Source organism: Streptomyces beigongshangae (assembly GCF_019710745.1).
Lineage (GTDB): Bacteria > Actinomycetota > Actinomycetes > Streptomycetales > Streptomycetaceae > Streptomyces > Streptomyces beigongshangae.
The window spans coordinates 1-16,196 of the sequence record NZ_JAHKJW010000103.1; the positions used below are offsets into that span (position 1 = coordinate 1).

Annotated in this window: 17 protein-coding genes; 8 read left to right on the forward strand and 9 right to left on the reverse strand. The window is 72.2% G+C overall.

The annotated features are described in order from the left end of the window. Positions 1-1,477: ATP-binding protein (locus KM933_RS37265; RefSeq protein WP_221361507.1), on the reverse strand; the 1,477-nt coding region annotated here is incomplete at its 3' end. A gap of 949 nt (positions 1,478-2,426) precedes the next feature. Next, positions 2,427-2,981, reverse strand: a complete 555-nt coding sequence (locus KM933_RS37270) for a hypothetical protein (RefSeq protein ID WP_221361509.1) — start codon at positions 2,979-2,981, stop codon at positions 2,427-2,429. Positions 2,982-3,531: 550 nt separating this feature from the next. On the opposite strand from KM933_RS37270, the gene KM933_RS37275 reads away from it, so the two are divergent. Together KM933_RS37275 and KM933_RS37280 are read left to right on the forward strand one after the other, a co-directional pair. After that, positions 3,532-3,759, forward strand: a complete 228-nt coding sequence (locus KM933_RS37275) for a DUF397 domain-containing protein (RefSeq protein WP_221361510.1) — start codon at positions 3,532-3,534, stop codon at positions 3,757-3,759. A 184-nt stretch (positions 3,760-3,943) separates the two neighbouring features. Next, positions 3,944-4,885 carry a helix-turn-helix domain-containing protein gene (locus tag KM933_RS37280; protein ID WP_221361512.1) on the forward strand — a complete coding sequence of 314 codons (942 nt, stop codon included), beginning with the start codon at positions 3,944-3,946 and terminating at the stop codon, positions 4,883-4,885. A gap of 24 nt (positions 4,886-4,909) precedes the next feature. On the opposite strand, the gene KM933_RS37285 is transcribed toward KM933_RS37280, so the two are convergent. Together KM933_RS37285 and KM933_RS37290 are read right to left on the reverse strand one after the other, a co-directional pair. Continuing rightward, entirely contained in the window at positions 4,910-5,728 is an 819-nt protein-coding gene (locus KM933_RS37285) for an SAM-dependent methyltransferase (protein ID WP_221361514.1), read from the reverse strand. Between the two features lie 132 nt (positions 5,729-5,860). Beyond that, positions 5,861-7,135 (reverse strand): cytochrome P450, encoded by a 1,275-nt coding sequence (locus tag KM933_RS37290; RefSeq protein ID WP_221361524.1) that lies wholly within the window; start codon positions 7,133-7,135, stop codon positions 5,861-5,863. Between the two features lie 235 nt (positions 7,136-7,370). Between KM933_RS37290 and KM933_RS37295 the strand changes: the two genes are divergently transcribed. The 3 genes from KM933_RS37295 to KM933_RS40460 are packed head-to-tail and all read left to right on the forward strand — an operon-like array spanning position 7,371 to position 9,469. Continuing rightward, positions 7,371-7,823, forward strand: a complete 453-nt coding sequence (locus tag KM933_RS37295) for a DUF4383 domain-containing protein (RefSeq protein WP_221361526.1) — start codon at positions 7,371-7,373, stop codon at positions 7,821-7,823. A gap of 6 nt (positions 7,824-7,829) precedes the next feature. After that, positions 7,830-8,297, forward strand: coding sequence for a hypothetical protein (locus KM933_RS37300; RefSeq protein ID WP_221361535.1), 468 nt, complete (start codon positions 7,830-7,832; stop codon positions 8,295-8,297). Beyond that, entirely contained in the window at positions 8,294-9,469 is a 1,176-nt protein-coding gene (locus KM933_RS40460; RefSeq protein WP_221361537.1) for a zinc-dependent alcohol dehydrogenase, read from the forward strand. The genes KM933_RS37300 and KM933_RS40460 overlap by 4 nt, the downstream gene beginning before the upstream one ends. 37 nt (positions 9,470-9,506) lie before the next feature. On the opposite strand, the gene KM933_RS37310 is transcribed toward KM933_RS40460, so the two are convergent. The 4 genes from KM933_RS37310 to KM933_RS37325 all read right to left on the reverse strand — a co-directional run bounded on the left by KM933_RS37310 (position 9,507) and on the right by KM933_RS37325 (position 12,781). Continuing rightward, positions 9,507-10,325: a cytochrome c oxidase assembly protein gene (locus KM933_RS37310; protein WP_221361539.1), complete on the reverse strand. Its 819-nt coding sequence runs from the start codon at positions 10,323-10,325 to the stop codon at positions 9,507-9,509. Beyond that, on the reverse strand, positions 10,322-10,816 hold the full coding sequence (locus tag KM933_RS37315) for a DUF2243 domain-containing protein (RefSeq protein WP_260334767.1): 495 nt from the start codon (positions 10,814-10,816) through the stop codon (positions 10,322-10,324). Before KM933_RS37315 ends, KM933_RS37310 begins: the two co-directional genes overlap by 4 nt. Before the next feature lie 163 nt (positions 10,817-10,979). Next, positions 10,980-11,570 carry a hemerythrin domain-containing protein gene (locus tag KM933_RS37320; RefSeq protein WP_221361541.1) on the reverse strand — a complete coding sequence of 197 codons (591 nt, stop codon included), beginning with the start codon at positions 11,568-11,570 and terminating at the stop codon, positions 10,980-10,982. Between the two features lie 11 nt (positions 11,571-11,581). Beyond that, entirely contained in the window at positions 11,582-12,781 is a 1,200-nt protein-coding gene (locus tag KM933_RS37325; RefSeq protein WP_221361543.1) for a hypothetical protein, read from the reverse strand. Positions 12,782-13,013: 232 nt separating this feature from the next. On the opposite strand from KM933_RS37325, the gene KM933_RS37330 reads away from it, so the two are divergent. The 3 genes from KM933_RS37330 (at position 13,014) to KM933_RS37340 (ending at position 15,134) form a co-directional block, all read left to right on the forward strand. Next, the gene (locus tag KM933_RS37330; protein ID WP_221361545.1) at positions 13,014-13,988 is read left to right on the forward strand and encodes a Rieske (2Fe-2S) protein; all 975 of its coding nucleotides are present in this window, start codon (positions 13,014-13,016) and stop codon (positions 13,986-13,988) included. Continuing rightward, entirely contained in the window at positions 13,972-14,523 is a 552-nt protein-coding gene (locus KM933_RS37335) for a DUF1360 domain-containing protein (RefSeq protein ID WP_221361547.1), read from the forward strand. Before KM933_RS37330 ends, KM933_RS37335 begins: the two co-directional genes overlap by 17 nt. Before the next feature lie 62 nt (positions 14,524-14,585). After that, on the forward strand, positions 14,586-15,134 hold the full coding sequence (locus tag KM933_RS37340; protein ID WP_221361549.1) for a hypothetical protein: 549 nt from the start codon (positions 14,586-14,588) through the stop codon (positions 15,132-15,134). A gap of 108 nt (positions 15,135-15,242) precedes the next feature. Here the strand turns inward: KM933_RS37340 and KM933_RS37345 are convergent. After that, a partial coding sequence (locus KM933_RS37345; protein ID WP_221361566.1) for a cytochrome c oxidase subunit I occupies positions 15,243-16,196 on the reverse strand: 954 nt, incomplete at its 5' end.

Sequence of the window (16,196 nt, forward strand, 5' to 3'; positions counted from 1 at the left end):
GAACGCCGGCCGGGGGCGCCTCGTCCTCGGCCGCCCGGGGGCGTGCCGGGAACATCTCCTCGGCCGCGGGAGCCGGTGCGACGGCCGGGGCCTCCGCGCCGCGGCGCGGACGCTCGGCGGCGACCGGCTCGCGCTGCTGGGCCACGACCTGGGGCGGCAGCAGGACGACGACGCCGGTGCCGCCGCGCGAGGAGGGACGGTAGTTGACGCTGATGCCGTGCTTGGCGGCGAGGCGTCCCACCACGCTCAGGCCGAGCCGGGTGCCCTGCAGCGAGGCGAGGTCGGTGACCCTGCCCGACACCGCCTCCTCCGCCCGGCGCATGGAGGCGTCGGACATCTTCAGGCCGCTGTCCTCGATGGTGACGACGAGACCGGCGCTGCGCTCCTCCACGTACACGTGGACCTCGTCGATGGGCGGCGAGAAGTTGGCGGCGTTGTCCATGAGTTCGGCCAGCAGGTGCATCACGCCCTCGGCCGCGAAGCCCGCGATGGCGGCCTTGCTGGAGTTGTGCAGCCGCACGCGCCGGTAGGCGGCGATCCGGCCGACGGAGCCGCGCAGGATGCTCTCCATCACGATCGGCTTGTTCCACACACGGCTGGAGCGACCGCCCATCAGCAGGGCGAGCCGGTCGGTCATGAGGCCCAGCTGCGAGGTGCTGTGGTCCAGGCGCAGCAGGTCGCCGAAGATCTCCCCGGCATGGCGGTCCTGCATGTCCCGGAGGTCGGCGAGCATGCTGACCGTCTTGGCCTGGACCCGGCTGAGCGCCTTCGCGGAGGCGGCCTGGGCGGCGGCGGAACGCCGCTCGCTGTGGGCCAGTTCGCGGATGAACGATTCCGCGACGGAGTGCAGCAACGGGTTGCTCGGCCATTCGAGCTTGGCGAGGACGGTCTCGGCGGAGCTGCCGTCGCGCAGCAGGGCCACCGCGGCCGGCAGGGTCTCACCGGTCAGGCGTTCGAGTTCCAGCTTCCCCTGGGCCAGTTCGCGCCGCATCGTGTCGAGGTCCGCCTGCGCGCCGGCGGTCCGGCGTGCCGCCTCGGCGACCTCGGTGGTGAAGACGTGCAGCATCCGGCGCAGGTACGGGTCGGACGGCACGGGGAGGGCGGACAGCACCTCCTCGCTGCCGGCGCCGTTCTTCAGCTGCCCGGCCACCGCCGGCAGGGTCACGTTGACCAGCTGGTCCGTCTCGGCGCCGTGCTGCGCCCAGTTGTTCTTGGTCATCTCCAGTTCGCCGGTCCGCGACACCGTCCGGTGGTGGGCCCGGCGCAGGCGTACGGAGGCGAGGCCGACGACCGCCGCGATGCAGCACCACGCGGCGACCGCGGTGCCCGCCACCCACGGGCGGGCTCCCTCGGGGGCGAGGCCGACGGCCGCTCCGGCGCCCGCGGCCGTGACGGCCAGGAGCGCGGGGAACACCGCCGAGGAAGGACCCGTCCGCTGCGCGGATCGGCGCTGGCGGGGGCGAGCAGGCACTGACATTCCGCGGTCCCTCGGTCCGTGTGAGCAGGAGTACGTCCACGACTGAAACTTCGCCGAGAACCTGGAGGACGACAGGGCGTCCTCCGGATCAAGCACGCCGCTCATGCTAGCCACGGCATCTGGCGGAGAGGCCCGCCGAGGGGCTCAGCACCTGCACGACTTCACTTCGTCGGGAAATGGCTACCACGACACAGCCGTATGGTAATCGCACTGTGGTGGCGGCAAGCACTGCGCCGACGGCAACCCGCGTACGCCGTACGGCCGCCGGAGCTTTCGGGCGCTTTGTCGTCCCTGGCCGTGTTCGGTGCTTCGGCGGGCGCGGTGCCGAGGGCGCTTTTCGGTCAACTGATCACTGGTGCGGTCGGCGGTCCGACAGCTCCGACGGCACGAGCGCCCAGCGTATTCGCGGAAACGGTGATGATCCGGTTCGCCCTTTGTGAGGGTCCCGCTGTCCTCGAACCGCCCGGTGCCACGCAGCACCGCTGCGCGTACCGGTCCGGCCCACGGAAGCCCCGCGCGATGTCGACGCCGTGGGCGTCGGGGAACGCGCCGGTCCGGCGCGGACCCGCGGTCCCACCGTCACCGGGACCCGTCGTGCGACCCCGGTCGTACTCCGGGGCGACCGGTGAGGAGGAGAGATGTCCATGGTCCGGCGGTTCCCGGTCACAGGTGCGTCCACGACCCGTTCCCGGGGACGGTTTTCACCCGACGGCTCCGGCTCCGGGGCCGTCGTCGCCGTACCGGCGGTGAAGGCGTGACCCCGGCGGTCCGCACGGAGGCGGCGCGGGCGCGGGTCCTCGCGGTGCGCAACGCCGCCCGCAGCGGGCCCGGGCGGCTGTCGTCCTGGCTCGCAGACGAGGGGGTCACCCTGGTGGCCGCCTTCGCCGCCGTGATCCGTGCGCGTGCGGGCGCCCTTGAGGGGGCGCCCTCCGACGGTGCCCCGGCCGGTTCAGCAGGGCTGCCTGCCGAGCGTGCGCGCGAGTTCCGCCGTGGCGTGCGCGATCTCGGTGTCGTCCTCCGACACCAGAGCGTCGAGCGCGTCCCGGTGGGCATGGACCGCCTCCCTCGCCGCACGCTCCCATGCGGCGGGGTTCTCCCGGTGGTTGAGCAGTTTCGGGTACGCGCCCGCGATGCTCTCCCACTGCCGGGTGTCGGCGATGTTCTTGAGCAGGTGCAGGATCTGCGCCCGGCAGGTCACCCGGGGCAGCCGTGCGAGCTCCCAGAGGAAGGGGACCGTGGCGGCGGTCGCCTGCTCCACGACGAAGCCGTACTGGCAGATCCGCTCCCGCAGGTCCTTGAGCGCGGCCGCCGCGGTCTCCGGGCTGCCCCAGGCGACGCTGTTGAGGAGCAGGGGGATGGCGGTGGCGGAGCCCGTGGAGTCCCGCAGCCCGCTCCAGTCGACGCGGGCCGCGCCCGTGAGCGGGGTGATCGTCGCCATCCCCGTCCGGGGCTGCTGCTGTCCCCGCTGCCCGGTCCTCGGCTGCTCCGGCGGAACGCTATGCATGGCGTGAGGCCTTTCCGGCACGTCGTATCGGTTGGCGGGAGGGGCCGGCGGGGCGGGCCGGACGGTCGTCCCCTCCCACGGGGCCCCTCCGGCACCAGCCCCCGGCCGGAGCGGGCGGGGAGATCCGGCGCCCGCCGGGTCCGTTCGGGGCGGGGACCGGGAAGCCGTACCGTCCGGGGTGTCGCCGGACGTCCTCGACCCTCCGGCCCGCCGTTCCCGGCCCGCTGTTCCGCGGAGCACGGGAAGTGGTCGTGCCGACAACCCCGTGAGCCTGCTCCACCCACCCGTCGCCGCGGCTCTCCCCCAGCGGCGGGGTCCCCGAACATGCAGGTGACACCACGTCATCCCCCTTGATGTGACGTCAGGACGCAATGCCCTCACCGGGGTTGTCGGCACTGCGGCTATTATTCACCCCGAGAGCGGCTTCATGCAATTGCACGGGAAATTGCGTGAAGTTTGGCCGAAGCGGGCGGGGTCGCGGTGTCGCGGCCCCGCGCCGCCGGGCCCTCGATCGGTGTACGGCATGCACGGGAACAGCAAGGAGACTGCGGTGCCACAGGTGGAGAACGGGATACGGGCGAGTTCGCTGGACGTCAGCTGGACCAGGAGCCGGCACAGCACCGCCGAGGGGAACTGCGTGGAGGTCGCCCGGATCGACGGGGGCATAGCCGTGCGCAACTCCCGCCACCCCGAAGGGCCCGCGCTGGTCTACACGTCGGCGGAACTGGCGGCGTTCCTGGCGGGCGCCAAGGACGGTGAGTTCGACCACCTGGTGTGACCCGCCCGGTGTGATCCCTCCGTCGGGATCCGCGGGCCGCGCATCGAGTGCTGTGTGTCGAGTGCTCCGTGTCGCGGCCCGTGGCCCGTGGGTCCTGTCCCGGCCTGCCGGCGGGGGATGCGCTGCCGTACCGTCCGGTGCGATACTGTTCGCGTCCTTGTGCCGGATCGCGGGGGAGTCGAAGATGGTCGCCGAGTCGCCTCGTGTCGCACGGCTCGAATCCTATCTGGAGCGCTCCGAGCCCGCTCCGACCCTGCTGAAGATGCTGGTCGGCGTCCAGCTCGCGGGGTTCCGCGAGGACGCGGGCCTCGCACAGGACCAGGCCGCCCGTTCGCTGGGGTTCAGCGCCGCCAAGCTCTCGCGCATCGAGTCGGGCAAGGGACGCAAACCCCCGACCGAGGCCGACGTCCGCGCCCTCCTCCAGTTGTACGGCACGGACCCCTACGAGGGTTCGGTGCTCCTCAGACTGCTGCACAGGGCGGGCGAACCCGGCTGGTGGCAGCGGTACGACAAGCGCCTCATGCCCGAGTGGTTCGAAAGGCTGGTCGGTCTCCAGGAGGCGGCCGCCACCATCCGGACCTTCGAGATCCAGTACGTCCCCGGACTGCTCCAGACGGCGGCGTACACCCGTGCCGTGGTGGAGCGGGGCCTGCCGAACGCACCGGCCACCGAAGTGCACCGGCGGATCGAACTGCGGATGCGGCGCGCCCGGTTGCTGGACCGGGCGGACGCCCCCCAGTTGTGGGCCATCATCGACGAGTCCGTCCTGCTGCGCGTGCTGGGCAGCCGGGAGACGATGCGCGAGCAGCTCGCCCACCTCGTCACCATGGCCCAGCGGCCCCACGTGGTCCTGCAGGTCGTGCCCCTGGACGTGACCAACGCCTCGGCGCCCGCGATACCCATCACCTATCTGCGCTTCGGCGGTCTCGACCTGCCCGACGTCGTCTACCTGGAGCACATCAGGAGCGCCCACTTCCTGGAGGACCGCGACGAGACCGAGGAGTACCGGCACACGCTCGACCGCCTGGCCGACGAGGCCCTGCGGCCGCGCGACTCCCTGCAGTTGCTGCGCGACACGATGGAGCAGCGTTACGGGGCGCAGCCGGACGAGGACGGCAAGACCTGAGACCCGGGGGGCAGGGCGCCGGGCCTAGGGCAGACGCCCCAGGCCGCCGAACTCGATCCACTCCTGCGAGAGCTGCCGGGGCTGGACCTCGCCGTCGGGCCGCCAGGTGGAGACCTCCACCAGCCCCGGCTCCAGGATCTCCATCCCGTCGAACAGCGCGGCGACGTCCTTCTCCTGCCGTACCCGCCCCCAGTGACCCTGGGTCGCCCGGTCCATGAAGCCGGTGACGAAGTCCCGCACTTCGGCGTCCTCGCTGACCAGCTGACAGATCACCATGAAGCTGCCGGGCGCGAGCCGTTCGGCCACGCGCCGGACGACGGCCTGCGGGCCGTCGGTGTCGCTGTCGGGAATGCAGTGGAAGACCGAGTTGAACAGCGCGGCGACCGGCTGCGAGAAGTCGATCAGGCGCCGGGTGTCGGGATGGGCCAAGATCTCATCGGTGTTCCGCAGGTCCGCGTGGATCACCGCGGTGCGGTCGTTCTGCTCCAGCAGCGCCCGGCCGTGCACGAGCACCATGGGGTCGTTGTCGGCGTAGACCACACGTGCGTCGGGAGCGACGGCCTGGGCGACCTGGTGCACGTTGTCCTGCGTGGGGAGGCCGGATCCGTGGTCCAGGAACTGCCGGATCCCGTACTCCGCGGCCAGTGTCCTGACCACGCGCCGCAGGAAGCGCCTGTTGTTGAGCGCCAGCCGGCGGGTGCTCGGGACGACCTTGTCCAGCTCCTCGCAGGCCGCGCGGTCCGCCGCGTAGTTGTCCTTGCCGCCCAGGTAGTGGTCGTACATGCGGGCGGCCGTCGGCACGGTGGCGTCGATCTTCTTGGAGAGCGGCTTGTCGGTGTTCATGATCCCCCCGGAACGGAACGGCGCCAACTGTGGACTTGGCAGGAAACACATCCTAGGGAGTCGGCGTTTGCGGCGGCCAGTCCACGGCGAAACCGGCCACTCGGAAAAAGGTGCGAGTCCCGGCCCGCGGGTTCAGGACACCGGGTTCCGCGCCCCCGGCACCGGCGCCGGCACACGGACCGACTCCATGACGAACCCGCTGCGCACACGGGCGGGCAGCCGGTTCAGCGGGATCCGCAGATCCTGCCCGGGCACGTCGTACTCCAGCCGGGCCAGCCGCGGCCCGAGAGCCCACAGCAGCGCGACCGTCATGTCCTCGCCGGGGCAGCGGTGACCGGCGGCCGGGTCGCCGCCACCCTGCGGGACCAGTTCGTCACGGTGCGGCGGCCGCTCCACGAAGCGCCGGGGGTCGAAGACGTACGGCTCGTCCCACAGCCGGGGGTCGTGGTTCTGGCCGAACAGGTCGAGCAGGACCAGGGTGCCGGCCGGGATCAGCTCCCCCCGCCACCGCAGGTCGGTGACGGCGTGGCCGCCGACGAAGGGCGCGAAGGGGTAGAAGCGCCGCAGCTCGTGCGCGAAGGCCGCGGCGTACGCGGGATCGCCCTCGCGCAGCCGTTCCCGGACCCCCGGCCTGTGGTGCAGTGCGTGGCCCGCGTACGTGACGAACCAGGAGACCGCGACGGTCGGCCGGACGACGTTGAGGAGTTCGACCGCCGCGGCGCGCGGGCCCAGGAACTCCCCGTCGAGGTCCCGGTGCAGGACGACGGCCTCCAGCGCGGAGCCGGCCGGTGCGGTCACGGTCCCCGCCCGGACGTCCTCGACCAGCTGTGCCAGCCATGTCTCGCAGCGGGTCCGGGCGCGGCGGGCCCGCCAGTGGCGCGGTCCGGGCGTGGCGAACCCGTCGACCAGGGCGACCAGGTCCCGGGCCACCTCCTCGTCGTCGACGAGGGGGATCCCCGCCCAGCGGCAGACGCCGCGGGTGAGGATCCGGCTCGTCTCGTCGAACAGGACGACCGAGGGACGGCCGGGCCAGGACGCCACGGTCTCGTCCCACACGGCGGTGACGCACTCCACCAGGCCCGCGACCGCCTGCGCGCCGGTGAGCAGGGACAGGAACATCTCCTTGCGCACCCGGTGGGCCGGCCCGTCCAGGGTGTGCACCGCGTCGTGGCCGAACAGCGTGCTCAGCACCGGTTCCGGAAGCGCCGACCGGCGCTCCACGTGCCGTTCGTCGTAGAAGAACCGCACCGCCTCGGGTCCCCGCAGGGCGACGGTGTGCTGTCCCATCAGACGGGCGCGCACGACGGGCCCGTCGGTCCGGCGCCAGCGGTCCGGCAGCCAGGTGTACCCCTTGGCGAGGAGAGCGGGCGAACTGTCGAGGACCGGGGGGCGCGAGCTGTCGTTCATGGGCGCCGAGTGCCCGTCGCCCCGGAACGGGAAACGCTTCCCGGCGCCGCCGCACCCCCTGTACGCCCTCCGCCGCACCCCCTGTACGCCCTCCGCCGCACCCCTTGTACGCCCTCCGGGGCCGCCGCGCATCTTCTGAGGTTGCCCGCTCCGGACAGGGTTGCCCGGCGGGGCGGGGGTACTCGCCGCGCACGGGCGCTCACCGATGCGCCCCCGACCGAAGGACCGAACGGCCATGACGACACACACGCGCAACGCGAACAGCTCCCGTACCCCGGTACAGCAGGCCGCGCTCGTGGTCGGGGCAGTGTTCCTGCTGGTGGGAATCCTGGGATTCATCCCGGGGGTCACCACGCACTACGACACGATGAAGTTCGCCTCTCACGACTCCGGCGCCGAGCTTCTCGGGATCTTCCAGGTCTCCGTCCTGCACAACCTCGTGCACCTGGCCTTCGGCGTGGCGGGCATCGCGCTGGCCCGCACCGCCTCCGGAGCCCGTACGTTCCTGCTGGCGGGCGGCGCCGTCTACCTGGTGCTGTGGCTGTACGGCCTGCTCGTCGGCCACGACAGCTCGGCCAACTTCGTGCCGCTGAACACGGCGGACGACTGGCTGCACTTCTTCCTCGGCATCGGCATGATCGCACTGGGCGCGCTGCTCACCAGGTCCCGCGCCACCGCCGGAAGGTGACCTCCGATGGTTTCCAGGAAAACGTTCTGGGCGACCGCCGCGGGGCTGGCCGGAGCGGTGGCCGTCGCGCGCAGGGCCCGGACGGACGAGCCGGCACCGGACCCCGTCAACAGGTGGCTCACGGTGACGGTCAACCGCGCACCCGGTGACGTGCAGGCCGACAAGCTGCCGGCACCGCTGCAGGAGTACGGCGAACGGATCGAGACACGGATCGTCCCGGCCCCCGGGGACCGCGGCACCGAACTCGCCGTCCGGTTCAGGGAGGCCCCGTCGGCCGCCGAGCAGTCGGTGACCGCGCGGATCACGGGCAACGACCCGCGCCAGGACCTGCGTGTCGCCCTGCGCGAGGCCAAGTCCCTGCTGGAGACCGGCGAGGTCATGCGCCCCGACGAGCCGACCGCGCACCCCACCACTCCCGGCGGGAAACTGGTCGGTCTGCTGAGCCGGCGCGCCGGCGGGGAAGGAGTGCTGTGAAGGCGCTGATCTGGGAAGGCGTCAACAAGCTCGCGGTCGAACAGGTGCCGGATCCGGTCCTGCGGAACGACCAGGACATCGTCGTACGGGTGATCGCCGGCACCACCTGCGGTTCCGACCTCCACCTCATCGGCGGCTACATCCCCTTCATGCAGTCCGGGGACGTCATCGGGCACGAGTTCCTCGGCGAGGTCGTGGAGACCGGTGCCGGCGTGCGCCGCCACGCCGTGGGGGACCGGGTGGTGGTCTGCTCGTTCGTCGGGTGCGGCCGCTGCTGGTACTGCGCCAACGACCTGTGGTCGCTGTGCGACAACACCAACACCAACCCCGGCATCGGACAGGCCCTCTTCGGCTACGACACCGGCGGGATCTTCGGCTACTCGCACGCCATGGGCGGACTGCGCGGCAGCCACGCCGAGTACGTGCGCGTGCCCTTCGCCGATTACGGCGCCTTCCCCGTCCCGGAGGGCATCGACGACACGAGCGCGCTGTTCGTGTCGGACTCGGTGCCGACGGGATGGATGGGCGCGGACCTGGCCGGGGTGAAGCCGGGCGACGTGGTCGCGGTGTGGGGGTGCGGGGCCGTCGGGCAGATGGCGGCGCGCGCCGCCATCCTCAAGGGCGCGGAACGCGTCATCTCCATCGACCGGTTCCCGGAGCGGCTGGCGATGACCGAGCGGTACGTCGGCAGCGAGGTCATCGACTACACGGCGACGGACGTCGGCGCCGAGCTGCGGGAACGCACCGGCGGCCGGGGCCCCGACGTGTGCATCGAGGCCGTGGGCATGGAGGCGCACAGCGACAGCCCGGTCCACGTCTACGACCAGGTGAAACAGCAGCTGCGGCTGCAGACGGACCGTCCCACCGCCGTCCGCCAGGCCATCCACGCCTGCCGCAAGGGCGGCACGGTCTTCGTCCTGGGCGTCTTCGCCGGTGCCGTGGACAAGTTCCCGCTGGGCGCGGTGGTCAACAAGGGCCTGACCGTGCGGGGCGCGCAGATGCACGGCCAGCGGTACATCCCGATGCTGCTCGACCGGATGGCGGCGGGGGAGCTGAGCACGTCCCACCTGGCCACCCACACCGTCTCCCTGGACGAGGCGCCGCGGGCCTACGACATGTTCAAGCAGAAGACCGACGGCTGCGTCCGCGCCGTCATCCGGCCGGACGCCTGAACCGCCCGGCGGCCGGCGCCCCGGCGCCGGCCGCCGGTCATGCCACGAGGGCCGCCCGCTCCCGGCGCGCGCGCCGGGCCCGGGCCCGCCCGGCGGAGGCGTACCAGCCCACCCCCAGGACCACGGCCAGGGCCACCTCCACCAGGTCGCCGCCGTAGTACATCCACCGGGCACCCGCCCGCAGGTCCGCCGTGCCGAAGGCGGTGCCGGGCGGCGGCACCGCGTACAGGCTCTTGGCCAGCACACCGTGCGCGGCACCGACGGCCAGCAGCGTGACGCCGCGCACGGCGAGGCCCCAGCGGCGGCGTACGGGGTCCAGCCGGCACACGGCGAAGGTGAACAGCAGCCCGGCCGCCAGCAGGTGGGCGTGGACCAGGGCGTGCGGCAGCGGCTGGTGCCGGACGGCCGCGAAGAGCCCGGTGCGGTAGAGCAGCCACATGCCTCCCACGTCCAGCAGTCCCGCCACGGGAGGGCAGACCAGCAGGCCGACCGGACGGGAGCGCGCCAGGGCGAGCAGGCCCCGGCGCACGGAGCCGGGGCCGAGGGCGCGCAGCGCCAGGGTGAGCGGACGGGCCAGGACGAGGAGCAGCGGCGCGGCCATGCCGACGACCAGGTGCTGGATCATGTGCCCGGTGAACGGCCCCCCGGGATGCCCTCCCAGCGCCGCCCACACCACGGCGGCACCGCCGGCCGCGAAGGACCCGTCCCGCCACCGGGGCCAGAGGTCCCCGCGGCGCCGCAGCCGGCGCGCGGCCAGCAGGTAGAGGACGGTCACCGACAGCGCCGCCCCGAGGGCCGGCCACCCGGCCGCCGAGGGATCGGCCCCGGGACCGGGATGGGCGTGCGCGAGCGTCACGACGCCGGTCCGGCCGCGGGGGAGCGGGCCGCGCGGACGGCCAGGGCCGCACCGGCCAGCAGCAGGAGCGCACCGGAGATGTTCCAGGCCCAGTCGTACGGGGTGACGTCCACGCCGTAGCGGATCTGGTGCACGCGCAGCAGCTTGTGGTCCACGATCCCGTCGAACAGCTGGAAGGCGCCCAGTCCCAGGAGGAAGCCCGCCCACGCGTGCGCGGGCGCCAGGGCGCGGCGGCGGCGCAGATCGGCGTGGGCGAAGAAGCCGGCGACGAGCATCAGCAGCTCGGCGGTGTGCAGCAGACCGTCGGACAGCAGGCCCGCGCCGGTCGTCGAACGGTCGTAGAAATGGTGCCAGTGCAGGATCTGGTGGAAGACGATCTCGTCGACCGCGGCCATCACCGCCACCCCGATCACCGCGCACACGGCCATCGACCTGCGCGGCTCGGCGCGGGTGCCGGGGGCGGCGGCCGGCCGGTCCGAAGAAGACCCCATGGATATCTGCCTCTCTGTCATGCCGGTCGTACCGGTCCTCTCTGCCGTAACTGCTGTGGCTGTCATGGCCAACGGCCGGACGGTCCCACCGCAGAGCGGTGGGACCGTCCGGTGGGAGCCGCCGAGGCGGGGACCGCGTGCCCGAAGTACCGGATGGGCACGGTCAGTCGCGGCCCGCGGCCTTGCGCACGGCGTCCCGGGTGCGGTCCACCAGTGCGGCGACCGGCCCGAGCGCCATGTTGGCCTTCGCGGACTCGACGCCCGGGTGCGGCCGGGTGGGTGCCATGGCCTCGGCCGCCTTGATGCCCTTGGCCAGTGAGGCGAGGCCCGCGGTGTCCGCGCTGCGCCGGATGTGGGTGAACTCGTAGCGTTCCTCCGCCCGGGCGTGCTCCTGGACGTCGGCCCGCAGCGCCAGCAGCTGCGACAGGAACTTCGGGTCGTTCGTGTCCATGTCGTCCAGTGCGCTCAGCGCCTCCTTGGCCGACCGTGCCTCGGCGAGGCGGTCCTCCACGATCCCGTCCCCGCCGACCACGTTCCGGCGCACGTACGGGTGCACCACCTCCTCCTTCGCCGTCTCGTGCACGGACAGGAGACGTACCAGGCGGCGGAAGGCCTCCTGCCGGGCGTCGCCCTCGCTCGTCTCGACCTCGTCGAAGAGGTTGCGGACGTCACCGTGCTGGCGCATCAGCAGCCCCACCACGTCGTTGTCCGGAGCGGCGTCGTCGCCGGCTTGCGGGGTGTGAAGCTCGGTCATGACCGGTCTCCTCACTTCTCGCGCAGGGCGGGGTCGGGGTGCTCGCCCTCGGTGGAGAGGCGGTACTCGCGCCCGAACATCTCGTCGTGCTGTGTCATCACGCGCTCGCTCGGCGGCTCCTCACCGCCGTGGATGTCCTCCTGCATCTTCTCGAACCGCTCGTGCGCCTCCCGGACGTACCCGGCACCGAGCGTCGTCAGGTCGATCTGCGTGTCCAGCAGCTCGCGCAGGTACGCCTTGTTCGGCTCGAAGGTCAGGACGTCGGGCAGCTGCGGCGCCAGGACCGACTCGGGGTCGCGCCCGTCGTGCCGGCGCATCAGGTCGCAGGCGATGTGCAGGTGCTCCAGCTCCATGTTCAGGTGCAGCTCCCAGATCGCCTTGATCCTGGGGTCGCTCTCCTGCTCCATGAAGGAGTGGTAGAGGTAGCACTCGTTGTACTCGTGGTTGACCAGCTGCTCCCACCACGTCTCACCCGGGTCCACGAGGGACTCGTAGTGGGTGACGTGCTCCTCCTCGATAAGCCCGATCTCCTGGTAGAGCTGGCGGGCGATCGGCTCCATGTAGGTGGGCCCGGTGTTCATGTAGAAGTTCATGGTCTGCTGCTCCGTCGACGTGATCGTCAGCGCGTGCAGCTTCGACAGCGGGTTGACCTCGTCCTTGTCGTACGGGTCACGGACGTTGTCCACCGGGTTGCGGTGGTGGTACTTCGTCGGCCGGCCCGGCATGACCTCGGTGAGGCCGTCGACGATCGCGTCCGCCTTGCGGTGCTCGATCATCTCGTACAGGTTCGCGTACCGGTACAAGTGGTCGAAGTCCTCCAGCACGCCGAACTGGTACGCCTGCTTCAGGTACGGGTCGGGCTCCATGCGGGCGACCCAGGCGGTGAGGTCCACGGCCACCTGCTCGTAGGCGATCGTGGTCTCCAGCACCGACGACACCCCGGGGAGCAGCCAGTTCACGACCCGCTGCTGCTGTGCCTCGATGTAGCGCGTACCGGCCAGCTGACGCTTCACCTCGACATCGGGGCTGCGACGGGCCATGTGGTGGCTGAACATGATCGCTTCGACCTCGATGCCGTTCATCGTGATGATGCGGCAGCGGGTGTAGGGGTCGCAGTGGTCGGGATCGATGGGGGCGACGTTCAGTTCGCGCCAGTTCCTGAGCTGGCGGTCCAGCGGGATTCCGCGTTGTTCCAGGGGGTTGAAGGTCATCCGTGCCTCCAGGGCGGTCGACGGTCAGTACGCAGTCCCCCCTGAAGCGGAGAACAGTCTCCGAAAGAACGAGGGAATGGGCGCACGTCATGTTTGTCCTCCCGGGGCCCGGACCGCGGCTCCCTCGCCGCACGGGCTCCACGCCGGTCACCCGGCCGGCGGCACCGCACGGAAACCGCATGCGGGCGGCCTTCTTCGTTTGCCGTACGCCCTGGTGGGGACCCGGCTGCTCATGAGCACAACGTTCCCCCGCCGCCGCGAGCGGCAGAACCGGATCCCGTGGCTGCTGGACCGCCTGGAGCGGGAGCCACGGGCGGACAAGGTCATCGACGCGCTCCGTACGGGCGTGCGCTCCCTGCCGCTGGGACGCGGCCGTGACGCGCTGCACGGCAGATGGCTGGGGCACCCGGTGCACCCGGTCGCGGTCCAGGTACCGGTGGGCAGCTGGTTCTCCGCGGCGGTCCTCGACCTGTGTCCCGGCCGCTCCCGCGAGGCGGGTCTCCTGATCGGGGTGGGGCTGGTCTCGGCCGCCCCCGCCGCGCTGACGGGCGCGACCGACTGGGCGGAACTGCGCCAGGAGCAGCAGCGCGTCGGCCTGGTGCACGCCGTGTCCAACACGGTGGCCTTCGGCCTGTACGCGGCCTCGCTCGCCTACCGGGCCAAGGGGCGCACGGCGGCGGGCCGGACCCTCGGGTTCCTCGGGCTGACCGCGGTCGGGGTCGGCGGCATGCTGGGCGGCCACCTGGCCTACCGCCAGGCCGCCGGCGCCAACCACGCGGAGGAGGTCCCGCACGTCGTGCGCGAGGGCTGGCACCGTGTCGGCGCCGTGGCCGACCTCCCGGCCGGCCGCCCCGTACGGCGCAGCGTGGACGACGTGCCGGTGCTGGTGGTGCGCGGGACGGGCGGGACGGTCCACGCGCTGGCCGACCGGTGCAGCCACCTCGCGGGGCCCCTGTCCGAGGGCACGGTCGCGGACGGGTGCGTCGAGTGCCCCTGGCACGGCAGCGTCTTCCGGCTCTCCGACGGATGGAACGTCCGCGGTCCCGCCACGGCGCCCCAGCCGGCCTTCGACACCCGCGTCGTCGAGGGCCACGTCGAGGTGCGGCTGCGCCGGGGCGACCACACGGAGCCGGCGGACGACGGCGCCGGAACGGACCGGCGGACGAACGGAACAGGAGTGGACACGACCCATGGCCTCGGCAGCTGAGAACCACCGCGCGGGACGCCTGCACGGATTCCTCGCAGGTCTGAAGCGGGACTACTCCGCGGGCGAGGAGCGGCCGCTCGGCGGCTACACGGCGGCCATGGCGGGATTCGGGGTGTACACCGCGGCCTGGGCGACGGCGGTACGGCTGAGCGGACGTCCCCTGCCCGAGCGGCCCGCGCCCGCCGACGTGGTCCTGACGTCGGTGGCCGTCTTCCGGCTGAGCCGGCTGCTGAGCAAGGCGGCGGTGACCAGCCCGCTGCGTGCCCCCTTCACCCGGTACGTCGGCCCGCAGGGCCCGGCCGAGCTGGAGGAGGAGGCGCGGGAGGGCGGTGGCAGGGACACCGTCGGCGAACTGCTCACCTGCCCGTTCTGCGTGAGCGTGTGGGTGGCGTCGACCCTGACCGCCGGCCAGCTGCTCTGGCCGCGCGCCACGCGCACCGCCATGGGCGCGCTCGCCGCCCTGGCCGGGGCGGACGCGCTGCAGCTGACCTACGCGGCGCTGGTGGACAAGGCCACCGGGTCCACCGAGGACTGACCCCCGCGCGCGCCGGGGAGCCGCCGTGGGTGGGAACGGTGGCGACGGGTACCCGCCGGGGCATGATGAAACGAGCACTGTGGCAGGGACTGGTGGCCGGGGCCGCCGGTGGGGTCGTGATGACCCTCGGCGAGAAGATCGAGCAGGCGGTCACCGGCCGGCCGGATTCGCATGTACCCGCCCGGGTCCTGCAGCGCCTGACCGGACTGCCCGAACGTCCGGGGACCCAGCCGCTGCTCGTGAACTGGGCCATGCACCACGGTCAGGCCGCCCTGCTGGGCGTACTGCGCTCGGTCATGGCCCAGGCCGGGCTGCGCGGACCGCTCGCGTCCGCCGAGTTCGCCGTCGTGCGCCTGACCAACGACCAGATCCTGGAGAACGCGACCGGCGTCGGCGCCCCGCCCTCCACCTGGCCCCGCAGGGAACTCGTCGTGGACGTCCTGCACAAGGCCGTGTACGCCTTCGCCACCGGGGTCGTCGCCGACGCCCTCGCCGCGCGGAACGGCCCCGGCCCCGGGCAGCGCCACGCCGCCGTCCGCCCCGGACGCCACGCCGACGTGGGCCCGCTGCCGCGCGAGGACGCCCACGGCCGGCGGAGCCGGCGGGACTGACCGGGTACGGCCACGCCGTGCGCGCGGAAGGCGCGCTCCCCCTTCGCGGACCGGGATCACCGGCTTGCGAAGGGGGAGCGCGCCTTTCTTCCGTGCCCGGTTTCCTGCCTACCGGTCGCTCTCGTGGCCCGGGGCGTCCAGGACGTCGCGCTTGCCGGTGTGCTCCCGCTCGTCCAGCTGCGCCAGTTGCGGGTGGTGGAGGTCGAAGGCGGGGGATTCGGAGCGGATCCTGGGCAGGGTGGTGAAGTTGTGGCGGGGCGGGGGGCAGGAGGTGGCCCATTCCAGGGAGCGGCCGTAGCCCCAGGGGTCGTCGACCTCGATCTTCTTGCCGTACTTGGCGGTCTTCCACACGTTGTAGAGGAAGGGCAGGGTGGACAGGCCCAGCAGGAAGGCGCCGATGGAGGAGACGGTGTTCAGGGCGGTGAAGCCGTCGGCGGCCAGGTAGTCGGAGTAGCGGCGGGGCATGCCTTCCGCGCCGAGCCAGTGCTGGATCAGGAAGGTGGCGTGGAAGCCCACGAACAGCGTCCAGAAGTGGATCTTCTCCAGGCGCGAGTCGAGCATCGTGCCCGTCATCTTGGGCCACCAGAAACTGAAGCCGCCGAACATCGCGAACACGATGGTCCCGAAAAGGACGTAGTGGAAGTGGGCGACGACGAAGTAGCTGTCATGGACGTGGAAGTCCAGCGGGGGTGAGGCGAGCAGGACGCCGGTGAGGCCGCCGAAGAGGAAGGTGACCAGGAAGCCGGCCGCCCAGAGCATGGGCGGTTCGAAGGAGATCGAGCCCTTCCACATGGTGCCGATCCAGTTGAAGAACTTCACGCCCGTCGGCACCGCGATGAGGTAGCTCATGAAGGCGAAGAACGGCAGCAGGACCGCCCCGGTGGCGAACATGTGGTGGGCCCACACGGTCACGGACAGACCGGTGATGGCGATGGTGGCGCCCACCAGGCCCATGTAGCCGAAGATGGGCTTCCGGGAGAAGACCGGGATGATCTCGGTGATCACGCCGAAGAAGGGCAGCGCGAGGATGTAGACCTCGGGGTGGCCGAAGAACCAGAACAG